18 protein-coding genes and 1 pseudogene are annotated in these 20,928 nt (G+C 65.1%); 10 read left to right on the forward strand and 9 right to left on the reverse strand.

Going from position 1 to position 20,928, the window contains the following annotated elements; all coding sequences use genetic code 11:
• Positions 1-79: 79 nt before the first annotated feature.
• The 3 genes from ACVIGB_RS07950 to ACVIGB_RS07960 form a co-directional block, all read right to left on the reverse strand.
• Positions 80-1,306, reverse strand: a complete 1,227-nt coding sequence (locus ACVIGB_RS07950) for a GGDEF domain-containing protein (RefSeq protein WP_456723142.1) — start codon at positions 1,304-1,306, stop codon at positions 80-82.
• 106 nt (positions 1,307-1,412) lie between these two features.
• Positions 1,413-2,924: an AMP-binding protein gene (locus tag ACVIGB_RS07955; RefSeq protein WP_456723141.1), complete on the reverse strand. Its 1,512-nt coding sequence runs from the start codon at positions 2,922-2,924 to the stop codon at positions 1,413-1,415.
• Between the two features lie 85 nt (positions 2,925-3,009).
• Positions 3,010-4,746: an extracellular solute-binding protein gene (locus ACVIGB_RS07960; RefSeq protein WP_456725216.1), complete on the reverse strand. Its 1,737-nt coding sequence runs from the start codon at positions 4,744-4,746 to the stop codon at positions 3,010-3,012.
• 384 nt (positions 4,747-5,130) lie between these two features.
• Between ACVIGB_RS07960 and ACVIGB_RS07965 the strand changes: the two genes are divergently transcribed.
• The gene (locus ACVIGB_RS07965; protein ID WP_456723140.1) at positions 5,131-5,967 is read left to right on the forward strand and encodes an invasion associated locus B family protein; all 837 of its coding nucleotides are present in this window, start codon (positions 5,131-5,133) and stop codon (positions 5,965-5,967) included.
• 394 nt (positions 5,968-6,361) lie between these two features.
• Positions 6,362-7,636, forward strand: coding sequence for an MFS transporter (locus tag ACVIGB_RS07970; protein WP_456749126.1), 1,275 nt, complete (start codon positions 6,362-6,364; stop codon positions 7,634-7,636).
• 50 nt (positions 7,637-7,686) lie between these two features.
• Here the strand turns inward: ACVIGB_RS07970 and hspQ are convergent.
• Positions 7,687-8,020: pseudogene (gene hspQ, locus ACVIGB_RS07975) on the reverse strand (heat shock protein HspQ).
• 121 nt (positions 8,021-8,141) lie between these two features.
• Here hspQ and ACVIGB_RS07980 point away from each other — a divergent pair.
• Complete coding sequence (locus ACVIGB_RS07980) at positions 8,142-9,095, forward strand: AEC family transporter (RefSeq protein WP_456723139.1); 954 nt, start codon at positions 8,142-8,144, stop codon at positions 9,093-9,095.
• A 70-nt stretch (positions 9,096-9,165) separates the two neighbouring features.
• On the opposite strand, the gene ACVIGB_RS07985 is transcribed toward ACVIGB_RS07980, so the two are convergent.
• Positions 9,166-10,350, reverse strand: a complete 1,185-nt coding sequence (locus ACVIGB_RS07985) for a UbiH/UbiF family hydroxylase (RefSeq protein WP_456723138.1) — start codon at positions 10,348-10,350, stop codon at positions 9,166-9,168.
• 133 nt (positions 10,351-10,483) lie between these two features.
• Here ACVIGB_RS07985 and pcsA point away from each other — a divergent pair, with 133 nt between their 5' ends.
• From pcsA to ACVIGB_RS08000, 3 genes are all read left to right on the forward strand, one after another.
• Positions 10,484-11,212, forward strand: a complete 729-nt coding sequence (gene pcsA, locus ACVIGB_RS07990) for a phosphatidylcholine synthase (RefSeq protein ID WP_092114424.1) — start codon at positions 10,484-10,486, stop codon at positions 11,210-11,212.
• Positions 11,209-11,934 carry a TerC family protein gene (locus ACVIGB_RS07995; protein ID WP_456723137.1) on the forward strand — a complete coding sequence of 242 codons (726 nt, stop codon included), beginning with the start codon at positions 11,209-11,211 and terminating at the stop codon, positions 11,932-11,934. The genes pcsA and ACVIGB_RS07995 overlap by 4 nt, the downstream gene beginning before the upstream one ends.
• A 133-nt stretch (positions 11,935-12,067) precedes the next feature.
• Positions 12,068-13,042 carry a quinone oxidoreductase family protein gene (locus tag ACVIGB_RS08000; protein ID WP_092114426.1) on the forward strand — a complete coding sequence of 325 codons (975 nt, stop codon included), beginning with the start codon at positions 12,068-12,070 and terminating at the stop codon, positions 13,040-13,042.
• Between the two features lie 98 nt (positions 13,043-13,140).
• Here ACVIGB_RS08000 and ACVIGB_RS08005 read toward each other — a convergent pair whose 3' ends face one another.
• A complete protein-coding gene (locus tag ACVIGB_RS08005) occupies positions 13,141-14,337 on the reverse strand; it encodes an acetylornithine transaminase (protein WP_456723136.1) in 1,197 nt (398 codons plus the stop codon).
• Between the two features lie 411 nt (positions 14,338-14,748).
• On the opposite strand from ACVIGB_RS08005, the gene ACVIGB_RS08010 reads away from it, so the two are divergent.
• A complete protein-coding gene (locus ACVIGB_RS08010) occupies positions 14,749-15,045 on the forward strand; it encodes a hypothetical protein (protein WP_456723135.1) in 297 nt (98 codons plus the stop codon).
• Between the two features lie 6 nt (positions 15,046-15,051).
• Here the strand turns inward: ACVIGB_RS08010 and rimO are convergent, their stop codons facing one another.
• Positions 15,052-16,371: a 30S ribosomal protein S12 methylthiotransferase RimO gene (gene rimO / locus ACVIGB_RS08015; RefSeq protein WP_456723134.1), complete on the reverse strand. Its 1,320-nt coding sequence runs from the start codon at positions 16,369-16,371 to the stop codon at positions 15,052-15,054.
• A 900-nt stretch (positions 16,372-17,271) separates the two neighbouring features.
• On the opposite strand from rimO, the gene ACVIGB_RS08020 reads away from it, so the two are divergent.
• The 3 genes from ACVIGB_RS08020 (at position 17,272) to ACVIGB_RS08030 (ending at position 19,423) form a co-directional block, all read left to right on the forward strand.
• Entirely contained in the window at positions 17,272-17,862 is a 591-nt protein-coding gene (locus ACVIGB_RS08020) for an ANTAR domain-containing response regulator (RefSeq protein WP_018271619.1), read from the forward strand.
• On the forward strand, positions 17,859-19,016 hold the full coding sequence (locus ACVIGB_RS08025; protein ID WP_456723133.1) for a CmpA/NrtA family ABC transporter substrate-binding protein: 1,158 nt from the start codon (positions 17,859-17,861) through the stop codon (positions 19,014-19,016). Before ACVIGB_RS08020 ends, ACVIGB_RS08025 begins: the two co-directional genes overlap by 4 nt.
• A 254-nt stretch (positions 19,017-19,270) precedes the next feature.
• A complete protein-coding gene (locus ACVIGB_RS08030) occupies positions 19,271-19,423 on the forward strand; it encodes a hypothetical protein (protein ID WP_171947587.1) in 153 nt (50 codons plus the stop codon).
• Positions 19,424-19,576: 153 nt separating this feature from the next.
• Here the strand turns inward: ACVIGB_RS08030 and ACVIGB_RS08035 are convergent, their stop codons facing one another.
• Both ACVIGB_RS08035 and ACVIGB_RS08040 read right to left on the reverse strand, forming a co-directional pair.
• On the reverse strand, positions 19,577-19,984 hold the full coding sequence (locus ACVIGB_RS08035; protein WP_456723132.1) for a hypothetical protein: 408 nt from the start codon (positions 19,982-19,984) through the stop codon (positions 19,577-19,579).
• Between the two features lie 150 nt (positions 19,985-20,134).
• Positions 20,135-20,908, reverse strand: coding sequence for a LamB/YcsF family protein (locus tag ACVIGB_RS08040; protein WP_456723131.1), 774 nt, complete (start codon positions 20,906-20,908; stop codon positions 20,135-20,137).
• Positions 20,909-20,928: the final 20 nt, after the last annotated feature.

Genomic DNA, 20,928 nt, shown 5'->3' on the forward strand with positions numbered 1-20,928 from the left:
CCACTGAGGTAGGTGGCTTCGCCTGCTGCCGACGCTTCCCGCCAGCGATCGCGGCAACTGACAAGCGGCATAGAGCTTGTTACGACGCCGCGCGTTCCACCGTGCCGAACAGGCGCCCGAGCAGCGACATCGCGGAATCGCCCGGCAGCAGCGTTGCGATGCTGACGGCGGGCTCGGCCCTAGTGTCGCGGCGGCCGTTCTGGGTGTGGCGCATCACGCTTGCCAATCGCCGCGTGATCGCCTGGGCATTGCGCAGATCGGTCCCGGCGAACGCCACGACGAGCGATCGGTCGTCGTGCACGGCGCCGAAATCGGCCTGGCGCATCAGCCGGCTGATGATCCGCGCGCCGTCGAATTGCGCGCGCGGCTGGGTGTTGTCGAAGGTGAACCGCGCCACCGAGAGCGCGCCGCCGCGCTCGGCGGTCTGGTAGACGGCGGTCGCGAAGTCGCGCTCGAACGCGGCCTTGGTGAGCAGACCGGTGCGGGGATCGATCAGGCCCTTGGCATCGATCGCCTTGAGCATGCGGCCGAGCCGCGCCTCGAAGGCATGCTGGCGGATCATCGGCAACACCATGTCGCCGACGCGCGTCGGCCCGGCCGTGACGATCTCGAGATTGGGCAGCTCGTAACGCGGCGTCAGCTCACCGGAGGCGACGATGACGGGCAACGGACGGAAGCGAACATCCTCGGTCAGCACCGTCAGGAACGCATCCATCACGCGCGGGGTGAAGCCTTCGGCCAGCACGATGCCGTCGATGTCGCGGTTGGAGAGGTGCTTTGCGGCCGCCTCGATGCTGAGCGCGCCAACCACGCCGGCGCGTTCGCCGAGCGCGACCGACAGGGCCGGGTAGGCGCCGCCGCGGCCGATCAGGAGCGCGGTGGCCTCTCCGACCGGATCGATATCGGATAATGCGATCGGCGCCGGCGGCACCAGGCGGCGCATCACGGTCGCATGCAAGGCGCGAACGCGTAAGGACGCGTTGAGCCGGGCGACCAGGCGATCCGGCATGCCTTTGTGCTGGAAGAACGCGATGACCGTGTCGGGCAGGGTGGTCGCGGGATCGACCGCGATCAGCGGCAGATAGGGTGCGCGGGCGGCGGCGCGCTTGGCCAGGCCCGACAGGGTGACGAAGTCGACGCCCTCGGCGGCCGCGATGATCGCAGCCGGCTTGACCTGCTCGATCGCGCGTCCGACCTCGTGCCAGTCGGTGACCACGACCGGAAACAGTTTCGTCTCATCGAGGACCGCGGCAAACGGCGGCTTTGCCGATGCCGATACGATGAGGACCGGACCTTGTTGAGACATTCGAACGCTCGAAACCAATGCACAGATCAGCAAACGGCTTCGATGCTAGTTGGCATGGCTTAATGCGGCGTCAACACAATGCTAAGACTAACGCAATGATAAGATTTTAAGGCATCCCAGTGCCGCTGCGGTCGCGAAATGCCTCGACCATCAACGGGTTAAGCCCAAGTTCTGTCAGGGCGTCGCGGGCTCGCGCGTTGTCCTGTGCCCGTCCGGCCAGCCGGTGGCCGCTCAGGCGGTCGGGCAGTGCCGTCAACAATGCGCCCTGGCCGAGTCGGCGCGACCACTCCTGCAACTCCCCGGCAAGAAAGCGGTAACCGCCGACCGTCATGACCCCCGACGGCGGGGAGGTGATGTTGACGGCGCCGGTCGCGCGGTCGACCCGCGCGGCATATTCAGTGTCGACGTAATCACGCGGCGGCGGCGCAATCAGACTGTCGCCCGGGGGCGGCGGCGGCGCATAAGCGGCGACCGGCACCATGGGCCCGCGCAGGCCGAGCGTGCCCTTCGGGGTCAGCAGGACCTCGCCGGCGATCGATGCGCCGGGAGCCTCACGCGGCGCGCTGTGCGGGCCGGGCTTGATCGGGGCCGGCGATCCATCCTCGGCGTTGCGGCGGGCGCCGAACAGCCCGGCCTCGCCGAACAGATAGACGTCGGTCAGGGTCACCCGCCGCGACGTCCAGTGCGCACTGGAGGCTACCTGCTCCGGCGTCCGCCAGAGGCCGATCGCGTTGCGCAGGGTGGGCAGGCGTTCCGACAAGCCACACTCGTCGAGCCGCAGCGCGAGCTGCGCCGGCGCGATCAGCGTGTCGCAGCCGTGATCGTTGAACTGGGCTTCGAACGCTTCCTCGTCGAACGGGTGATGCATGACGAGCGTTCCGCCCGACAGCAGCCAGCTCACCAGCGACGAACAGATGCCGGCAAACGACATCGGCGCGAATGCCGACATGATGGTCGCGCCCTGTGCCAGGTCGCTCTCCAGCGACATCGCGAGCCCGCCGGCGATCAGACCGAAATGCGCGCGCGGCACCGGACGAAAACCGTCGCTGGTGACGTCGAAGGAGATCAGCGCCGGCTTGCGGCCGTCCTGGATCATCGGGCGCGAGGTCCGGGAGTCCTGCAGGATCGCGTCATCGAGCGACGCCATGCCTTCCGGCAGATCGGTGCCGAACCCGCAGACGTGGCGGATCGAAAAGGCTTCCGCCGCGGCGTTCATGGCGATGTCGGCGTAGGAGACGCCGTCGATCCTGCCGCAGGTGACGATCGCCCGCGCCGCGGTGCGGTTGAGCACGGAGGTCAGCTCGGCCTGCCGCCACAGCAGCGGCAACGGCGCCACCACAAGGCCGACACGATAGGCGGCGAGCACGGTCAGGGCGAATTCGATCGTCGAGGGAAGCTGAACCGCGATCACGGTATTGGCCGGCAATCCGCTCTCGACGAAGTGGGCGGCGATCGCCGAGATCGCGCGGTCGGCCTGAGCATAGGTCAGGCGCTTGCGGGTCTGTCCGGTGACGCGCTGCTTGTTGATCGGGTCGACCAGCGCCAGCGCCTCGGGTTGCCGCGCCAAACTGCGCTTGAACAGCGTATCGAGCGTGGGCGAGGTGATCGACTGGTTCACAGGTTCAACGTCGGTTGCATCGTTTCGATCAGACCGGTCCATGCCGCGTCGGGTCGCAAATCACTTGGTAGCTCAATTTGGCAGCTCACTTGGATTGCGCGCCGGGCTTCTGCCACCAGGTCTCCGGCAGGTAGCCCGTCAACGCCGTGGCCGAAGGCCGTTCTATCCGATTCCAGCGCGCGATCCATTGCTCTCCCAAGTTAAATAGGGGGATAGCGTAGAAGCCCGACATCAGGGCGCGGTCCAGCGCCCGCACCGCCGAGACGAAGGCCGGCCGCTCCCGCGCCGCGAGCAGCGCGGCGATCATGGCGTCGATGGCCGGATCCCTGGCGCCCATGTAGTTGCGGGTGCCCGGCACGTCGGCGGCCTGGCTGCCCCAGTAGAACCACTGCTCGTTGCCCGGCGAAAGCGACTGGTCCCAGCGAATGGGGATCATGTCGAAGTCATAGGCGACCCGGCGCAGCTCGAACTGCACCGCGTCGACCCCCCGGACCGCGGCGTCGATGCCGGCCCGCTTCAGGTCGCGCTGATAGGCGAGGGCGATCCGCTCATGCTCGCGTGTCGTCACCAGGATCTCGATCCGGAGCGGCGTCCCGGTCGAGCGCTGCTTCAGCACCGTGCCGTCGAGCGCGTAGCCCGCCTCCGACAGCAGCGCGAGCGCGTTGCGCAGAACGGTTCGGTCGCGGCCTGAGCCGTCGGTGTCGGGGAGGCGATAGCGGCCCTCGATAATGTCGGGCGCAATATGCGACAGATACGGCTTGAGGAGATCGCGCTCGCGGTCATCGGCCGGGCGGCCATAGGCCGACAAATCCGAGCCGGCGAAATAGCCGCCGGCGCGCGAATAAAGTCCAAAATAGTAATTCCGGTTGATCCAATCGAAATCGAACAGCATCAGCAACGCTTGGCGCACCCTGACGTCGGCAAACTTCGGCCGCCTGGTGTTGAACACCAGAAATTCGGACGGATCGGGCGTGCCGATCTTGATGGTGTCGCGGATCACCTCGCCGCTTTTCGCGGCGGGGAAGTCGTAGCCGTCATGCCAGCGCAGCGGTTCGGGCTCGGTCCTGAAGTCATAGAGGCCGCGCTTGAACGCCTCGAACTGGCCGTTGGCGTCGCGGTAGTAATCGAGCCTGATCTCGTCGAAATTCCAGAGGCCGCGGTTCACCGGCAGGTCGCGCCCCCAGTAATCCGGATTGCGGGTGAAGGTCACGCTGCTGCCGGGTTTGACTGCCGTCACGCGGTACGGGCCGGAGCCGATCGGCGGCGCCAATGTGGTCTCCTCGAATTTGGAGACGTCGGTGGCGTGACGCGGCAAGATCGGCATCAGGCCGAGGATCAGCGGCAATTCGCGGTCCGCAACGCCGCCGAAATCGAACCGCACCGTGAGCGGGTCGAGCACCTCGGTCTTTGCGACTTTCGAGTAATACTGGTGATGCAGCGGACGGCCGTGATCGCGCAGCAGTTCGAGCGAGAACACGACGTCGTCCGCAGTGACCTCGTGCCCGTCGGAGAAGCGCGCGCGAGGATCGAGGCGGAATGTCACATAGCTTCTGGCATCGTCGGTCTCGACGCTGCGGGCGAGCAGGCCGTACAGCGTGAAGGGCTCGTCATTGTTCCGCACCAACAGGCTTTCGTAGACATAGCCGCGCTCGTAGGCGTAGCCCCGGAGCTGCTGCACGGCGAGACCCCTGACAATCAGGGGATTGAGGCTATCGAAGGTGCCGTCCCGGGGGCTCAGGACCAGACGGCCGCCCTTGGGGGCGTCAGGATTGGCGTAGGGCAGGTGAGTAAAGTCGGCAGGCAGCGCGGGCGCGCCATGCATCGCGATGGCGTGGCTCTCGGTGGCGGCCGCAGGGGCAAGCGCGCTCGTCAGGAATGCCGGGATGGATGCCAGCACAAGCCAGACGACGGCCAATGCGGCGCGCCAACCGTGCCCGGGAACACGTGCGTGAGGCGCCGGATTTGATTCGCGAAACGTCACATCAGGAGGTTTATCACAGGGCGCTGAAACTCGCCGTGACATGGCCGCAAATGCGCTTGTCGGCATTGATCTTTCCGCGCGCCGCTGTATTGAAGGCGTGCAATTCGAGGGCGGGAACGCCTGTCACGTATCCGCCTCAATTGACTAGGAGACAGCCGCCCAAACGGCTATGTGTCGGCGCCTGCAGCGGTTTCGGGCGCTGCCGTTCAGAAAGGGTTTTCCGCAATGAATTTCCGTATCTTGGCCGCCCCGGTCCGGCCGCATGGGCGAATTGTTGCCCTGATGGCGGCGACGGCATTCTCTGCAGCGCTCCTGGTTCCTGCCGCTCGGGCCCAGCAGCCGGCAGCGCCGGCGCCTGCGGCACCGAAGGCCGCGCCCAAGGCGGCACCGAAGGCAGCTCCGAAGGCGCCGGCGCCGGCAGCCCAGCCGGCACCCCAGGCACAGGCCCCGGCCGCAGGTCAGGCGCCTGCTGCCGCCGCCCAGCAGCCGCCCCAGGATCAGCAGATCCAGCTCATCTACGCCCCCTGGACCAAGTTCTGCCTGAAGGGTCAGGAAGCCAACGCCAAGCAGGTTTGCTTCACCGGCAAGGACGGCCGCATCGAGTCGGGCCAGCCGGTGATCGCCGCCGTGATCATCGAGCCGGAAGGCGAGCCGAAGAAGATCCTGCGCGTCACGCTGCCGCTCGGCATGCAGCTCGTTCACGGCACCCGCATCATCGTCGACGGCAACCCGCCGCAGCAGGCGCCCTATGTGATCTGCTTCCAGAACGGTTGCATGTCCGACTATGAAGCAACCCCCGAACTGATCGCCAACATGAAGAAGGGCCAGAACCTCGTGGTCCAGGCGATCAATTCGAATGGCGCGCCGCTGACGCTACCGCTGCCGCTCAACACCGAATTCGCCAAGGCCTATGACGGCCCGCCGACCGATCCGAAGGTGTTCGAGGAAAACTCGAAGAAGCTGCAGGAAGAGTTGCAGAAGCGCGCCGAAGAACAGCGCAAGAAGCTCGAAGGCGCGGGCGGTGGCGCTGCGCCGGCTCCGGCCAATCCGGCAGCCAAGTAACAACGTCGATCACGCGTTCAAGAAAGCGCGAGACCGTCGCAAGCAAAAGGCGCCCGCAAGGGCGCCTTTTTTGTCATGCGAAACAGACTGGCTGATGGCAGCCTGCCGCGCTGGTGACCGTGCCCATCGTGTGCGATGGTCGCCTCAAGGCAAATCGATCGCGGCCGAGCCGCATCGTGGTTGCCTTATCCGGACAAGTCCGGCGTCGAAGCACAATCATAAATCCGTCACGGGAGGCCAGACGAAAGCGCGGCATGCGCGCCTTCGATGCGCAAATGCGCGCGTGGTTCTGTGCGAACCCTGGCCGCTGTGCGGACGCCTGATGGCGCGATGCGACTGGACTTTGCCTGGGGTCGCAAGCCCGTCCGCCGTTCGCAATCATGGAAGTCTGCCAATGTCCCAGCGAGTCAACACGCAGCGGCGGGAACCGCTCTCCCGGCCTTCGGAGCCGCCGACCGGCCGTGCTTCGGCCGATGCCGGTGGGCGCCTCAACCAGGACAACGCCCCCGGGAGCTTTCATCCGGGCATCGTTCATCTCGCGCTGGCGATGGGCGGGTTCGCGATCGGCATCGCCGAATTCGCGACCATGAGCCTGCTGCCGTTCTTCGCCCATGATCTGCACATCAGTGAGCCCCAGGCGGGTCACGCGATCAGCGCCTACGCGCTCGGCGTCGTGGTGGGCGCGCCTGTGATCGCTGTGCTGTCGGCGCGCATGGCGCGGCGGACGCTGCTGATCGCGCTGATGGGCTTCTTTGCGCTGATGAACGGCCTCTCCGGGCTCGCGCCCGACTACCACACCATGCTGGTGCTGCGCTTCCTCGCCGGGCTGCCGCATGGCGCCTATTTCGGCATCGCCATGCTGGTCGCGGCTTCGCTGGTCCCGATCGACAAGCGCACCGCGGCGGTCGGCCGCGTGCTGCTCGGTCTCACCATCGCGACGACGATCGGCGTGCCGCTCGCAAATGGCGTGGGGCAGGCTATCGGCTGGCGCTGGGCGTTTGCGATCGTTGCCGGCCTCGCCCTGCTGACTTCCATCCTGGTTCTGATCTTCGCGCCGCGTGACGTCGCTGACAGCAAGGCGAGCCCGTTGCGTGAACTCTCGGCGCTCGGGCGCAAGCACGTCTGGCTGACGCTTGGGATCGGCGCCATCGGTTTCGGCGGACTGTTCTCGGTCTACACTTATCTGGCGTCGACCATGCTGGCGGTGACGCACACGTCGCCCGCGCTGGTGCCCGTCACGCTATGCGTGTTCGGGGCTGGCCTCACCGCCGGCAACATCATCGTGCCGCGCTTTGCCGACCGCACGCTGATGGCAACCGCGGGCGGGCTGCTGCTGTGGTCGGCGGCGACGCTGGCGTTGTATCCGCTGGCGGCGGCGAATTTCTGGACGCTGAGCGCCGACGTGTTCCTGATCGGGCTGGGCGGAGCGCTTGCCACCGTGTTGCAGACCCGGCTGATGGATGTCGCGGGCGACGCGCAGAGCCTCGCCGCTGCGCTCAACCATTCCGCCTTCAACGTCGCCAATGCGCTGGGGCCGTGGCTCGGCGGAATGGCCGTCGCAGCCGGCTACGGCTGGACCTCGACCGGTCTCGTCGGCGCGGGGCTGGCGCTGGCGGGTTTTGCGGTCTGGGCGATCGCGGCGGCGCTGGCCGCGCATGAGGGGGTATGAGCAGGCTGGAAGCCGCGCCGTCCTGTCCGTCGCCGGACAGGCGCCGCGCGTCAGTTCAGCGACGGTGTTGCGCGGACGGTAGCCGCCCGATTTGTCCTTCACGAAGATCTCCGCCACCTGCGAGTGCCGGATCGGCTCGCCGGAATCGTCGGGCAGCAGGTTCTGCTCGGACACATAGGCGACGTACTCGGTCTCCGAGTTTTCCGCGAGCAGGTGATAGAACGGCTGGTCCTTGTGCGGCCGCATGTCCTCGGGGATCGACAGCCACCATTCCTCGGTGTTGTTGAACTCCGGGTCGATATCAAAAATCACGCCCCGGAAGGAGAACACCCGGTGACGGACGATCTGCCCGATCTGAAACTTGGCGGTCCGCGCTTTGATCATGGTTCGTCGATAGACCAACATTGTGGCCGATGCTAGGGGCTAAGCCTCGAATTAACCCCCGGTTTACCGATTCCAGACCTGCAAAAACGACCCGAAATCCGGCCGAGAAATTACTTTCAGAATGATCGATATCCTCAATCTGGCGTTGCCGTATTTCGGCTTGATCTTTATCGGCTACGCATGCGGAAAAGCCAAGGGTTTGCCCGAGAGCGGGCTTGCCTGGATGAATTTCTTCCTGCTTTACGTTTCGTTGCCGGCGCTGCTGTTCGGGATCATGTCGAAGACGCCGTTCGCCGAGCTGAACAACCCGCCATTCCTGATCGCCACCACGCTCGGAACCGTGATCGCGTTCTTCCTCGCGATGGTCGCAGGAAAGCTGATCGGAGGGCTGTCGCTGCGCGAGGCAACGCTGGCAGGCCTGTCGGGCGCCTACGGCAATATCGGCTATATGGGGCCTGGGCTCGCGCTCGCGGTGCTCGGCACCAAGGCAGCGGCGCCGACCGCGCTGATCTTCTGCTGCGACAGCATCTTCCTGTTCTCGATCGTGCCGCTCTTGATCGAACTCACCGACCGCGACCATCCCTCGCTGCTGCATGCGTTCGGCGTGGTGCTCCGGCAGATCGTGCAGAACCCGCTGATCATGTCCGCGGTGTTCGGCGCGCTGGTCGCCGCGTTTCACATCCCGATTCCGGTCGCGCTCGACCGCACCATCCAGTTCCTGCAAAACGCCGCGGCGCCGATGGCGCTGTTCGCGCTCGGCATCACCGTGGCGCTACGGCCGTTCGAGCGGGTGCCGTGGGAGGTGCCGGGTGTGGTCGCGATCAAGCTTCTGATCCATCCGCTGCTGGCCTTCGGACTGATGCTGCTGTTCGGTCCGTTCGCGCAGCCCTGGGCTGCGACCGCGGTGCTGATGGCCTCGCTGCCGCCGGCGCTCAACGTGTTCGTGATTGCACGGCAGAACGACACCTGGATCGAGCCGGCGTCGGTCGCGGTGCTGATCGGCACCTTTGCCTCGGTGGTCACGTTGACCAGCGTGATGTGGTTCATCCAGAGCGGACGCTTGGTGTTTCCCTAAGCGGCGCGGTTTCTATTTGACGCGTTTTCTTAATGCAAACCGGTACCCACTTCGCTCGAAAACGCTTTGGTCACCGCCGCCATGACGGCGCGAGACCCTCGCGCATCGCCAGCCGCCGCAGCGGGCCGAATGCGCCGATCAGATGCAGGCCGGCGGCCCGCGCCGTCTGTACCCCCAGGAAACCGCTGAGCAGCGACCGGTTGGCGATGTCGATCGCCCAAATCCGGCTGGCAACATCGGGCCGCCGCGCCGCCTGGTAGCGCGACAGCACATTGGGCGCGCCGGGATCCTCGCCGCGGCCGATCGCCTGGCCCGTGATCTCGGCGATATCGGCGGCATCGCGCAGCCCCATGTTGAGCCCCTGCGCGCCGATAGGCGGCAGCACATGGGCGGATTCGCCGACCAGCGCGATCCGATCCTTGGCGAATTGCCGGGGCCGCTCGATGGCGAGGGGAAACACGTGACGGCCGCCTTGAACCTCGACGCGGCCGAGAATCGAATGCGACTGTCGCTCGGCCGCTTCGGATAATTCGCCATCGCCAAGCGCCTTCAGCCGTTCGGCCTCCTTGGGCGCCGAGACCCAGACCACGCTGCTGCGGTTGCCGCTGAGCGGCACGAACACGCAGGGGCCGTGCTCGGTGTGAAACTCGGTCGAGATGTTCCGGTGCGGCCGGCTGTGGGTGATGTTGAAGGTGAGGGCGGATTGGCCGAGCTCGCGGCTGACCACCTCGATGCCGGCGGCCTCGCGGGACAGCGAGTTGCGCCCGTCGGCGCCGACCACGAGCCGGGCCGACAGCGACTGGCCCTGCCGCGTCACCACGGTGACCGCAGTATCCTTCGGTTGCACCGAGGCGGCCTCGTCGTCGAACCGCGTCAGCGCGGCCATCTCGCTGGCACGCTCCTCGAGTGCTGCGACCAGCGAGCGATTGTCGATGTTGAAGCCGAACTGCTCGCGGCCGATCTCCTCGGAGGAGAACCGCACCTCCGGGGCGCGGATCAGGCGGCCGGTGTCGTCGACGAGGCGCATGGTCTTGAGCGCCGCCGCTTGGTCGCTGCAGCGCCGCCAGACGTCGAGCCGCTCCAGGATATCGGTCGAGGCGCCGAGCAGCGCGGTGGTCCGGTTGTCGGCATAGGGGGCGCGGCGCGCCAACAGCGCGGTGCGCGCGCCGGCGTCGGCGAGGGCAATCGCAGCCGTCAATCCGGCCGGACCGCCGCCTATTACGATAACGTCATAATCCTGGGAGCTGTCGGTCATATCAGGACATTTGACATGCCTGGCCCGATTTTCAAGCCATCGGTAACCACCAAGAGTCTCCAACGATCTGCGCGGCGGAACGCCGCAAGACTGCATATGCAAAGGTGGCCGATTCCTGATAGCACTTCGGCCGATGGAGCACTCGAGCCAGCCGGATGCGTTGCCAGAACGGATGCGGACCGCCGCATTCTCCGTTCATATCTTCACGGCGCTCGGCGCCGGGGTCGCGCTGCTGGCGATGCTGGAGGCGGTGCGCGAGCACTGGGCCAACATGTTCGCCTGGCTCGGGGTCGCGCTGATCATCGACGGGATCGACGGCCCGCTGGCGCGCCGGTTCGACGTGGTGCGGCTGCAGCCGAACTGGTCGGGCGAGGTGCTCGACCTGGTGGTTGATTTCGTCACCTATGTGTTCGTGCCGGCCTATGCGATCACCGCGAGCGGCATGCTGCTGCCGCTGGCCGCGCCGATCCTCGGCATCGGCATCGTGGTCTCGAGCGCGCTGTATTTCGCCGACCGCCGCATGAAGGCCGATGACAACCATTTCCGTGGCTTCCCGGCGCTGTGGAATGCAGCGGCGTTCTATCTGTTCCTGCTGCATTTGCCGCCGGTGCTGTCGACGATCGTGGTCGCGGTCCTGATTGGGCTGACCTTTGCGCCGTTCCATGTGCTGCACCCGTTCCGCGTGGTGCGGCTGCGCTGGCTGACGCTGTGGTTGCTCGGCGCCTGGGCGCTGCTCGGCATGTACACGCTCGCCAACGATTTCGTGGTCGGAGCCCCGATCACCTTCGGTCTCTGCGCCATCGCCGTCTACATCGTCGGCAGCGATACCCTGATCCGCCGGATGAAAGCCTTCAGAGCATGATGCAGTTGATCACCAGCCCGGAAGCCTGGGCGGCGCTGCTGACCCTGACTGCGCTCGAGATCGTGCTCGGCATCGACAACGTCATCTTCCTGTCAGTGCTCGTCTCGCGGATTCCGCAACCGCAGGCCAACCGCGCGCGGCAGATCGGCCTGCTGCTGGCGCTGGTGTTCCGCATCATCCTGCTCAGCGTCCTGGTCTGGCTGATCGGGCTGACGCAGCCTGTGATCACCATCGAGAGTGTCGCGCTGTCGTGGCGCGATATCATCCTGATCGGCGGCGGCCTGTTCCTGATTGCGAAAGCGACCCACGAGATCCACGGCGAGGTCGAGGCGCGTGACGCCGAGCAGAATGACAAGCCGAGCCCCAACGCGTTCTTCTGGGTGATCGTGCAGATCATCATCATCGACCTGGTGTTCTCGCTGGATTCGATCATCACCGCGATCGGCATGGCGCAGGACATCGAGATCATGATCGCGGCGGTCGTGATCGCCTGCGCGATCATGTACATCTCGTCGGGACCGGTGGCGCGGTTTGTCGCGGAGCATCCGACCACCAAGATGCTGGCGCTGGCGTTCCTGGTGCTGATCGGCGTTGCGCTGGTGGCCGACGGATTCAAATTCCACATTCCGCGCGGCTACATCTATTTCGCCATCGCATTCTCGGCGGCAGTCGAGATGTTCAATGTGCTGGCCAGGCGCAACCGCAAGAAGCCGGCCGGCTAAAGGGCATGATCTTTCGGAAAACCGCTTCGCACTTTTCCGGATCATGCTGTAGCCCCGGTTCCGGACGCTTGGTTGACAAGCCGGCGCCGATGGCATTCGCTCGTTTGACGCTGAGATCTGAGGGAGCGACGACATGACCAAGGCTGTGCGGGTGCACAAGGTGGGGGGCCCTGAGGTCCTGACCTATGAGGATGTCGAGGTGGGGGCGCCGGGGACCGGCGAGGTCCGCATCCGCCAGCATGCGGTCGGGCTGAACTTCATCGACGTCTATTTCCGCACCGGCCTCTACAAGGCGCCCGGCCTGCCGTTCATCGCCGGCAACGAGGCCGCGGGCGAGGTCGTGGCCGTCGGTCCGGGCGTGACCAATTTCCACCCCGGCGATCGTGTTGCCTACTACTACAACCTCGGCGGCTACGCCTCCGAGCGCGTCATCCCGGCCGACAAGCTGGTCAAGTTGCCCGACCACATCACGTATGAGCAGGGTGCCGTCCTGATGCTCAAGGGACTCACGGTCTGGTACCTCCTGCACAAGACCTTCAAGGTCGAGCAGGGCCATCGGGTGCTGATCCACGCCGCGGCCGGCGGCATCGGGCTGCTGGCCTGCCAGTGGGCCCACGCGCTCGGCGCGCATGTCATCGGCACCGTCGGCTCGAAGGCGAAGGCCGATATCGCGCTTGCCAATGGCTGCGACCACGTCATCCTCTACAACGAGGAGAATTTCGTCGAACGCGTCAAGCAGATCAGCCGCGGCGAGCTCTGCGACGTCGTCTATGACGGCGTCGGCAAGACGACGTTCCCGGGATCGCTGTCGTGCCTGCGGCCACGCGGCCTGTTCGTCTCGTTCGGCAACGCCTCCGGCCCGGTGCCGCCGTTCCCGCTCGCCGAGCTCAACAACCACGGTTCGCTGTTCGCGACGCGGCCGAAGCTCAACGACTATGTCGGCACCCGCAAGGAATTGCTCGAAGGCGCCGACACGCTGTTTGCCGCCGTGATCAACGGCAAGCTGCACGTGCCGATCAACCACGCCTATGCGCTCAAGGACGTCGCCAAGGCGCACATCGATCTGGAGAGCCGGGCGACCACAGGCGCTGCGATTTTGCGGCCGTAAGCCTCTCCTCGTCATTGGAGCGAAGCGACGAAGCAATCCATTGTCCCGCACGCGTGGAGGGATGGATGGCTTCGCTTCGCTCGCAATGACGTGAGCCGTTACGCCACCCGCCGCGCCGCGCCGACCTTCGTCAGCACGGTATCGAGGCAATCGATGACCGCGGAAATCTCCTCCCGCGTCACGTTGAGCGCCGGCATGAAGCGCAGCGTGTCCGGCTGCGGCGAATTGACCAGCACGCCGGCGGCGAACGCCTCGGCGACAACGGCGGCGCCGATCGGCATCTTGAGATCGAGCGCGAGCAGGAGGCCACGGCCTCTGATCTCGCCGAGCCCGTGCCGCGCCGACAGCCGCTGCAATTCACGCTCGAGCAGCAGCCCGGTGTCGGTGACCGATTTCAGGAAATCGGGCTGGCCGATCTGATCGAGCACGACAAGCCCGGCGGCGCACATCAGGGGATTGCCGTTGAAGGTGCCGCCCTGATCGCCGTGATCGAAGCACGAGGCATGTTCGGTCGCAAGCAGTGCCGCGAGCGGCACGCCGCCGCCGATGCCTTTGCCGAGCGTCATGATGTCGGGTTCGATCCCGGCGTGCTCATAGCCGAACAGCTTTCCGGTCCGGCCGATGCCGGTCTGGATCTCGTCGACGATCAAGAGCAGGCCGCGCTGCTGGGTCAGCGCCCGCAACTCTCTGAGGAACGCGTCGGTCGCAGGCCACACGCCGGCTTCGCCCTGGATCGGCTCCAGCATGACCGCGACCGTCGACGACGTGATCAGCTGGCGCACCGACTCGATGTCGTTCAGCCGCGCTTTCCGGAAGCCCGAGACCTTCGGCTCGAACAGCGGCTCGAACGCCTTCTTGCCCGAGGCTGACATGGTCGCGAGCGTCCGGCCGTGGAAGCCGCCTTCGAAGGTGATGATCTCGTGCGCGCCGTTCTTGTACTTGGCGCCGTATTTGCGCGCGAGCTTGATCGCGCCCTCGTTGGCCTCGGCGCCGGAATTGGCGAAGAACACCTGATCGAAGCAACTGTTGTCGACCAGCGCCTTTGCCAGTTTCAGGCTCTGCTCGTTGTAGAATGCCGGGCTCGGCGTCAATAGCCGCCTGGCCTGCGCGGCCAGCGCATCGGCAACGATGACCGGCGAGTGGCCGAGCGGGTTGACGGCCCAGCCCTGCACGAAATCGAGATAGCGGTTGCGGTTGGAGTCCCACAAATACGAGCCTGCGCCGCGCACGAAGACGACCTCGGGGCGAGCGGTGATGTCCATCAGCGCATCGAACGGATGGGGTGCGTTGGTCATGTCGATCTCCTCTGGGGTCGGTGTGGGAAAGGGCAGGCCGAAAAAGCGAGAAGGCCGCGCTTTGGGGGCGCGGCCTTCTCGAAAACCTCAGCTGACTCTAGCTAATCAGCGGTGGCGTCGGACACGGCGCAGCCCAGCATCGTCGCGGTTGCGACGACGGTTGATGGCGCGGCGGTGGGTCCGGTTCAGCTTCATGGCGCAGGGCCATACAGCCGAACGGCCCGTGGTGTCAAGCGAGAGGTGACGTCGCACACAAGCGACGCGCGGAGCGTGATAGAGCGTTTTCGAGCGAAGTGGACACCGGTTCGCGTGAAGAAAACGCGTCAAAACAAGAATCTAGAGCTTCGGTTCTGATTCAATCGGAACCGAAAGTGCTCTAGGCTGCGACCAGGCAATCCTGGAGGTGGCGCCGTGATCAAGCTGCTGATCGAACGAGATCTTCCGGCCGGTTTCGATGTGACCGATGACGCGCAGGCGGCGCGTCATGCGCGGATTGCGCTGGACGCCATCATCGCGACGCAGGGCAGAATGCACTGGCTCTGCACCTACGCGACCGACGACCGCAAGCTGTTCGGCCTCGTCGTGGTCGAGAGCGAGGAGGTCATCGATGCCTATGCGCGCAACGCAGGCATCTCCAGCCCGGTCCGCATCCATCGCGTGCTTCGCACGCTGGATCCGGCGCTTGCCGCCGCGCCGACTGCGAGTTAGGCGCGTTCAGAATCCGGCGACGCTGCCGTGCAGGTCGTATTCATCGGCGCGCTCGATCTTTGCGGTGACGATCTCGCCGACCTTGAGCGGGCGGCGGCTGGTGAGGTAGACGGCGCCGTCGATCTCGGGTGCGTCGGCTTTCGACCGGCCCTTGGCCACCGTCGGACCGACCTCGTCGATGATCACCTGCTGGCGGGTGCCGACCTTGCGCTTCAGGCGTCTCGCCGAAATCTTCTGCTGCCGCGCCATCAGCGCATTCCAGCGTTCCTGCTTGACCTCGTCGGGCACGGCATTGCCGATCGCGTTCGAGGAGGCGCCGGCGACCGGCTCGTATTTGAAGCAGCCGAGGCGATCGATCTCCGCTTCGTCGAGCCAGTCGAGCAGATAGGCGAAATCGGAATCGGTCTCGCCGGGGAAGCCGACGATGAAGGTCGAGCGCAGCGTCAATTCGGGGCATTGCTCGCGCCACTTCTGAATTCGTGCCAGCGTCTTCTCCTGGGCGGCCGGGCGCTTCATCGCACGCAGCACGTCCGGGCTCGCATGCTGGAACGGGATGTCGAGATAGGGCAGCACCTTGCCCTCGGTCATCAGGCCGATCACCTCGTCGACGTGCGGGTAGGGGTAGACATATTGCAGCCGCACCCAGGCGCCGAGCTCGCCGAGCTCCTTGGCGAGATCGAAGAATTTTGCGCGCACGCTGCGATCCTGCCAGGTGCTCTCGGCGTATTTCAGATCGACGCCATAGGCCGAGGTGTCCTGCGAAATGACCAGCAATTCCTTGACGCCGGCTTTCACCAGCTTCTCGGCCTCGCGCAGCACGTCGTTGGCCGGCCGCGACACCAAATCGCCGCGCAGTTTCGGGATGATGCAGAAGCTGCAGCGGTTGTTGCAGCCTTCGGAAATCTTCAAGTAGGCGTAGTGGCGCGGCGTCAGCTTGACGCCCTGCGGCGGCACCAGGTCAATGTGCGGATTGTGCGCCGGCGGCAGCGCGCGATGCACGGCATCCAGCACGCTTTCATATTGCTGCGGCCCCGTGATCGACAGCACGCCGGGATAGGCCGCCTCGATCTGCTCGGGCTCGGCGCCCATGCAGCCGGTGACGATGACCTTGCCGTTCTCGGCCATGGCCTCGCCGATCGCCGCGAGCGATTCCTGCTTGGCGCTGTCGAGGAAGCCGCAGGTGTTGACGATGACGATGTCGGCGCCGTCATGCTTGCGCGCGAGCTCATAGCCCTCCGCGCGCAGCCGGGTGATGATGCGCTCGGAGTCGACCAGCGCCTTGGGGCAGCCGAGACTGACGAACGAAATATGGGGCGCTCTTTCCATGTGGTCGCCTGGAGCCTGATCTGAATTGTTCGGATATGGTGATCCAACTAATTGATCCGATAGCGAAATTCAATGACTAATACGTGCGTTGTGCCGCCAAGGCAGGGGAGGCGACATTGTTATTCAAAACTGCGGCCACTGAAGCGGCCTATTTTCCTGTTGATCCAGGACACAACATCCGGTTGTGTTCTCCGCTGGGTAGACTCTCATCTAAGGAAATCGGCGAGACCCGCCGGATCATTGGGCACCGCATATGCGAGTATTTTGGATTGGAGTTGGCTTGCTTACGGTGCTGATTGCGGTCGTCGTTCCGTTCGTCGCCAGCGAGGGCTGCAAGGGCCGGTGGGCGCCGTTCAATCTAGAAGGTGTCTGGGACTACAAGACTGGATGCTGGGTGAGGATTGGTGGCGGACTTGTTCGAGAGGAGTATGTCAGTTTTGATCCGAGGAATCCCCCTAGACCGGCGGGGGACCGCTTTACAAAACCTCAGGACCCGAACGCGGGAAATCAGGCTCTCACGCGCCCCGACTGGGTGACGCTCGGACCGGACAATCGCCCAACAGCCGAAGGCTCTGTTCGGATCAATCAGAGATAAAGAGCGAAAGCGTTGAGAACCCTCCAGGCGCGGCGCCAGTAACGCGAATGCTGTATGCGGCCCATTGATCGCGACAGGGGCTCGAATGCAATGCCGGTTGAACCGGAAGCGACGTCGCCTATGTGTTCGGTTCCTTCGGAACACCCCTGCGATGTGAGGTTACTTTATGGCGCGCCGGCCCGCTCCATATCTTTGATCTGCCGCATGAATGGGCAGGAGCTAGTCCCAATTGTCGAGAATTACAACCCTTTCCGCACCGTCTCGGCGTGATATGGATGGTTCTTGCCGGGCTTTAAGAGTGGTCGATGAGCGCTGAATCGTCTCCCAAGATCGTCATAGTCGACGAGAGCCCGATCCGTGCGGCCATCCTCGAGGAGGGACTGCGGGAGGCCGGCTATACGGACGTGGTCCATATCAGCGAGATGCAGAGCCTGCTGTCGCGGATCTATGCGCTCGATCCCGAGATCATCGTCATCGACCTCGAGAACCCCAGCCGCGACGTGCTGGAACAGATGTTCCAGGTCAGCCGCGCGGTCCGCCGCCCGATCGCGATGTTCGTCGACCAGAGCGACGCCGCCTCGATCCAGGCCTCGGTGGAGGCCGGCGTCTCCGCCTACATCGTCGACGGGCTCAAGAAGGAGCGGATGAAGCCGATCCTCGATCTCTGCGTCTCCCGCTTTAATGCCTTCTCCAAATTGCAGGACGAGCTCGACCGCACCAAGCATGCGCTGGAGGAGCGTAAGGTGATCGACCGCGCCAAGGGCATCCTGATGAAGGTGAAGGGGCTGACCGAAGAAGAGGCCTATGTGCTGATGCGCTCGACCGCGATGCGCGAGAAAAAGAAGATCGGGGAGATCGCTCAATCGATCCTGACGGCGTCGGAGCTTCTGAAATGACCACACCCCTGCACATCGGATTCATTCCGCTGGTGGACGCTGCCGCCCTGATCGTCTCGGTCGACAAGGGGTTTGCCGCAGCCGAAGGCCTCGATGTCACGCTGGTGCGGGAAGTGTCGTGGTCGAACGTCCGCGACAAGCTCAATATCGGCCTGTTCGACGCGGCTCATCTGCTGGCGCCGGTGGCAATCGCCTCGAGCCTCGGGCTCGGCCACGTCAAGGTGCCGATCGCAGCCCCCTTCAATCTCGGGCTCAACGGCAACGCCATCACCGTATCGCCGGCGCTGCACACCGCGCTGCTGGAAGAGATCGACGGCGAGCGCTTCGATCCGATGGCGACCTCGCGCGCGCTTGCCCGCGTCGTGGCCAGGCGGCGGAAGAGCGGGGCCGAGCCGTTGACCTTCGGCATGACCTTCCCGTTCTCGACCCACAATTATCAATTGCGGTTCTGGATGGCCGCCGGCGGCGTCGATCCCGACGAGGACGTCCAGCTCGTGGTGCTGCCGCCGCCCTACATGGTGGACAGTCTCGCCAACGGGCATGTCGACGCGTTCTGCGTCGGCGCGCCCTGGAATTCGATCGCGGTCGATCTCGGCGTCGGCCACATCCTGCACTTCGTCTCGGACATCCTGCTCAGCGCGGTGGAGAAGGTGCTGGCGGTGCGCCAGAGCTGGTCGGAGAAGCACGCCGACGTCGTGGCCGCGCTGGTGCGCGCGCATCTGCGCGCCGCGGAGTTCATCGAGCAATCGGAAAACCGGCCCGAAGTCGCGCGCATCCTGGCGCAGCCCGAGCGGATCGGCGTCGAGGCCAGCGTCATCCAGCGCACGCTCGATGGCCGGCTGAAGATTTCGCCCGACGGCACTATGCGCGAAAGCAATCGCTATTTGCTGGTCGGGCGCGAGGCGGCGGCGCGGCCGGACCCGGGGCAGGCGGCCTGGCTCTACGCGCAGATGGTTCGCTGGGGCCAGACACCGTACCGGCCGGAGGCGCTGAAGGCTGCCATGGCGGTGTTCAGGCCGGACCTCTATGACGCTGCGGCCGGGCGCCCAGCTGACACATCGAACGCCATCGGCGCGTTCGCCGGTCCGCCGTTCGATCCGAAGGACGTTCCCGGCCATCTGGCGGCCTTCAAGATCGGGCGCTGGAAGCCCTGAGGCCCCGCCTCAGCGATCCACCTCCGGCTACTTTGCATGGGGTTGTTTTCGAGATTTTCGGTTATTGCGGGCTGGCGTGGGTTCCCGACGCCTCGAATTGCGACGAATAAGATTCTCGGGCGAACTCGCGAGGCAGAATAATCCTCTCGGAACCGTGTTCCCGAAGGCGGCGGCATCGCTATTTTTTCCGCCCGCTTGAATCCGGGCGCGAACGCTATTCCATATGCCCGAGAATGGGGCGTTGGAGATCGACCATGCGCGAGCTATCGGCGGAAGCCCGCCTGCACTTTTACGCGCGACACATTTCAAGGAAGTCCGGGACCGGAATTCACACTGCGGCGCTCTACAGCGCCTTTGCGGTGATCGCGGCGATCGTGTTCGGCACGCTGTCCGTCCACCCGTTCTGAGCAAATCAGAGAATTGAAAAGCCGCCGTCTGATGGCCTCAGGCGGCGGCTTTTGTTTGCGAACTTGTAGGGTGGTTGGCCGAGGGCGTAACCCGCCACCTTCGTCCCGCAACAAAGTGGGTTACGCTGCGCGAACCCACCCTACGCAACGTCATCAGTAGCCGTAACCGTATCCGTACCCACCACCGCCGCAGGTGTTGCAGGTCGGCTGGACCGGCGCGTAGTAGGAATAGCCCGGCGAGACCATCTGCGTGCGTTCCTGGGTGGCGTATTGCGGCGCGATGCGCTCATAGGCGACGCCTTCGGGCGCGACCATCACGGTCCTCGGCACCATCACGGTACGATACTGCGGCGGCGTGCGATGCGCGATGACGCGGCCCGGCGACACCATCACGGTCTCCTGCACAGTGCGATACTGCGGCGGCACGGTCTGCACCTGATAGCAGGTCGTGCAGGGCTGGGGCGGCGGCGTATAGCAGCTGTAGCAGCCGGCGGACGCCGCGCTGGTGAAGGCGGCCGTGGCCACCGCAGCAATTGCGAAGGAGAGGCTGGTGCGGAACATGCTTTCGTACCCAATTTCCTGAGAGGACAATCAAAGGCTCGGAAGCTGCACCTAGCAATCAAACGGCAAGTTTGGGTTTAAGAAGACTCTTAACGGAATCTAAAAGGGTCGGCGCGGCGGCCGACCCTTTTCAATCGACGTGTGCGCGGCTCAGTGCGCGGTCTTGAACGGCGCGACCGTGATGCCGGCCTTGCTCAGCGCCTCGCGCAGGCCGCGCGCGATCTCGACGGCGCCATGCGTGTCGCCATGGATGCAGACGGTATCGGTCTGCATCTTGATCACCTTGCCGGTGACCGAGACGACCGCGCCGTCCTGCACCATCCGCACCACGCGCTCGGCGATCGCCTTGGGATCGTGCAGCACCGCGCCGGGCTTCTTGCGCGACACCAGATTGCCGTCGTCCTCATAGGCGCGGTCGGCAAACACTTCATGCGCCATCCGCAGATTGGCGGCTTCACCCGCGCGCACCAGCTTTGAGTTGGCGAGCACCACGAACACGAGGCTCGGGTCGACTGCCTTGATCGCATTGGCGATCGCGCGTGCGGTCATGTCGTCCTCGCAGGCGACGTTGGAGATCGCGCCATGTGCCTTCACGTGCGTGACCTTGTGGCCGGCCGCGGTTGCAATCGCCTGCAGGGCGCCGATCTGATAGGCGATCAGGTTCTCGATCTCGGAGGATGTCAGCCCCGGCATCGGGCGGCGGCCAAAGCCGTGCAGGTCGCGATAGCCGGGATGGGCGCCGACGCTGACGCCGCGCGCCTTCGCGAGCTCGACGGTCTTGCGCATGATGTCGGCGTCGCCGGCATGGAAGCCGCAGGCGATGTTGACCGAGGTCGCAAGCTCGATCATCGCAGCATCATTGCCCATTTCCCAGGGCCCAAAACTTTCGCCGAGATCGCAATTGAGGTCGATGGTTGCAGTCATGACGATCGATCCGTTTGTTG

It is taken from the genome of Bradyrhizobium sp. USDA 4341, from assembly GCF_054063755.1.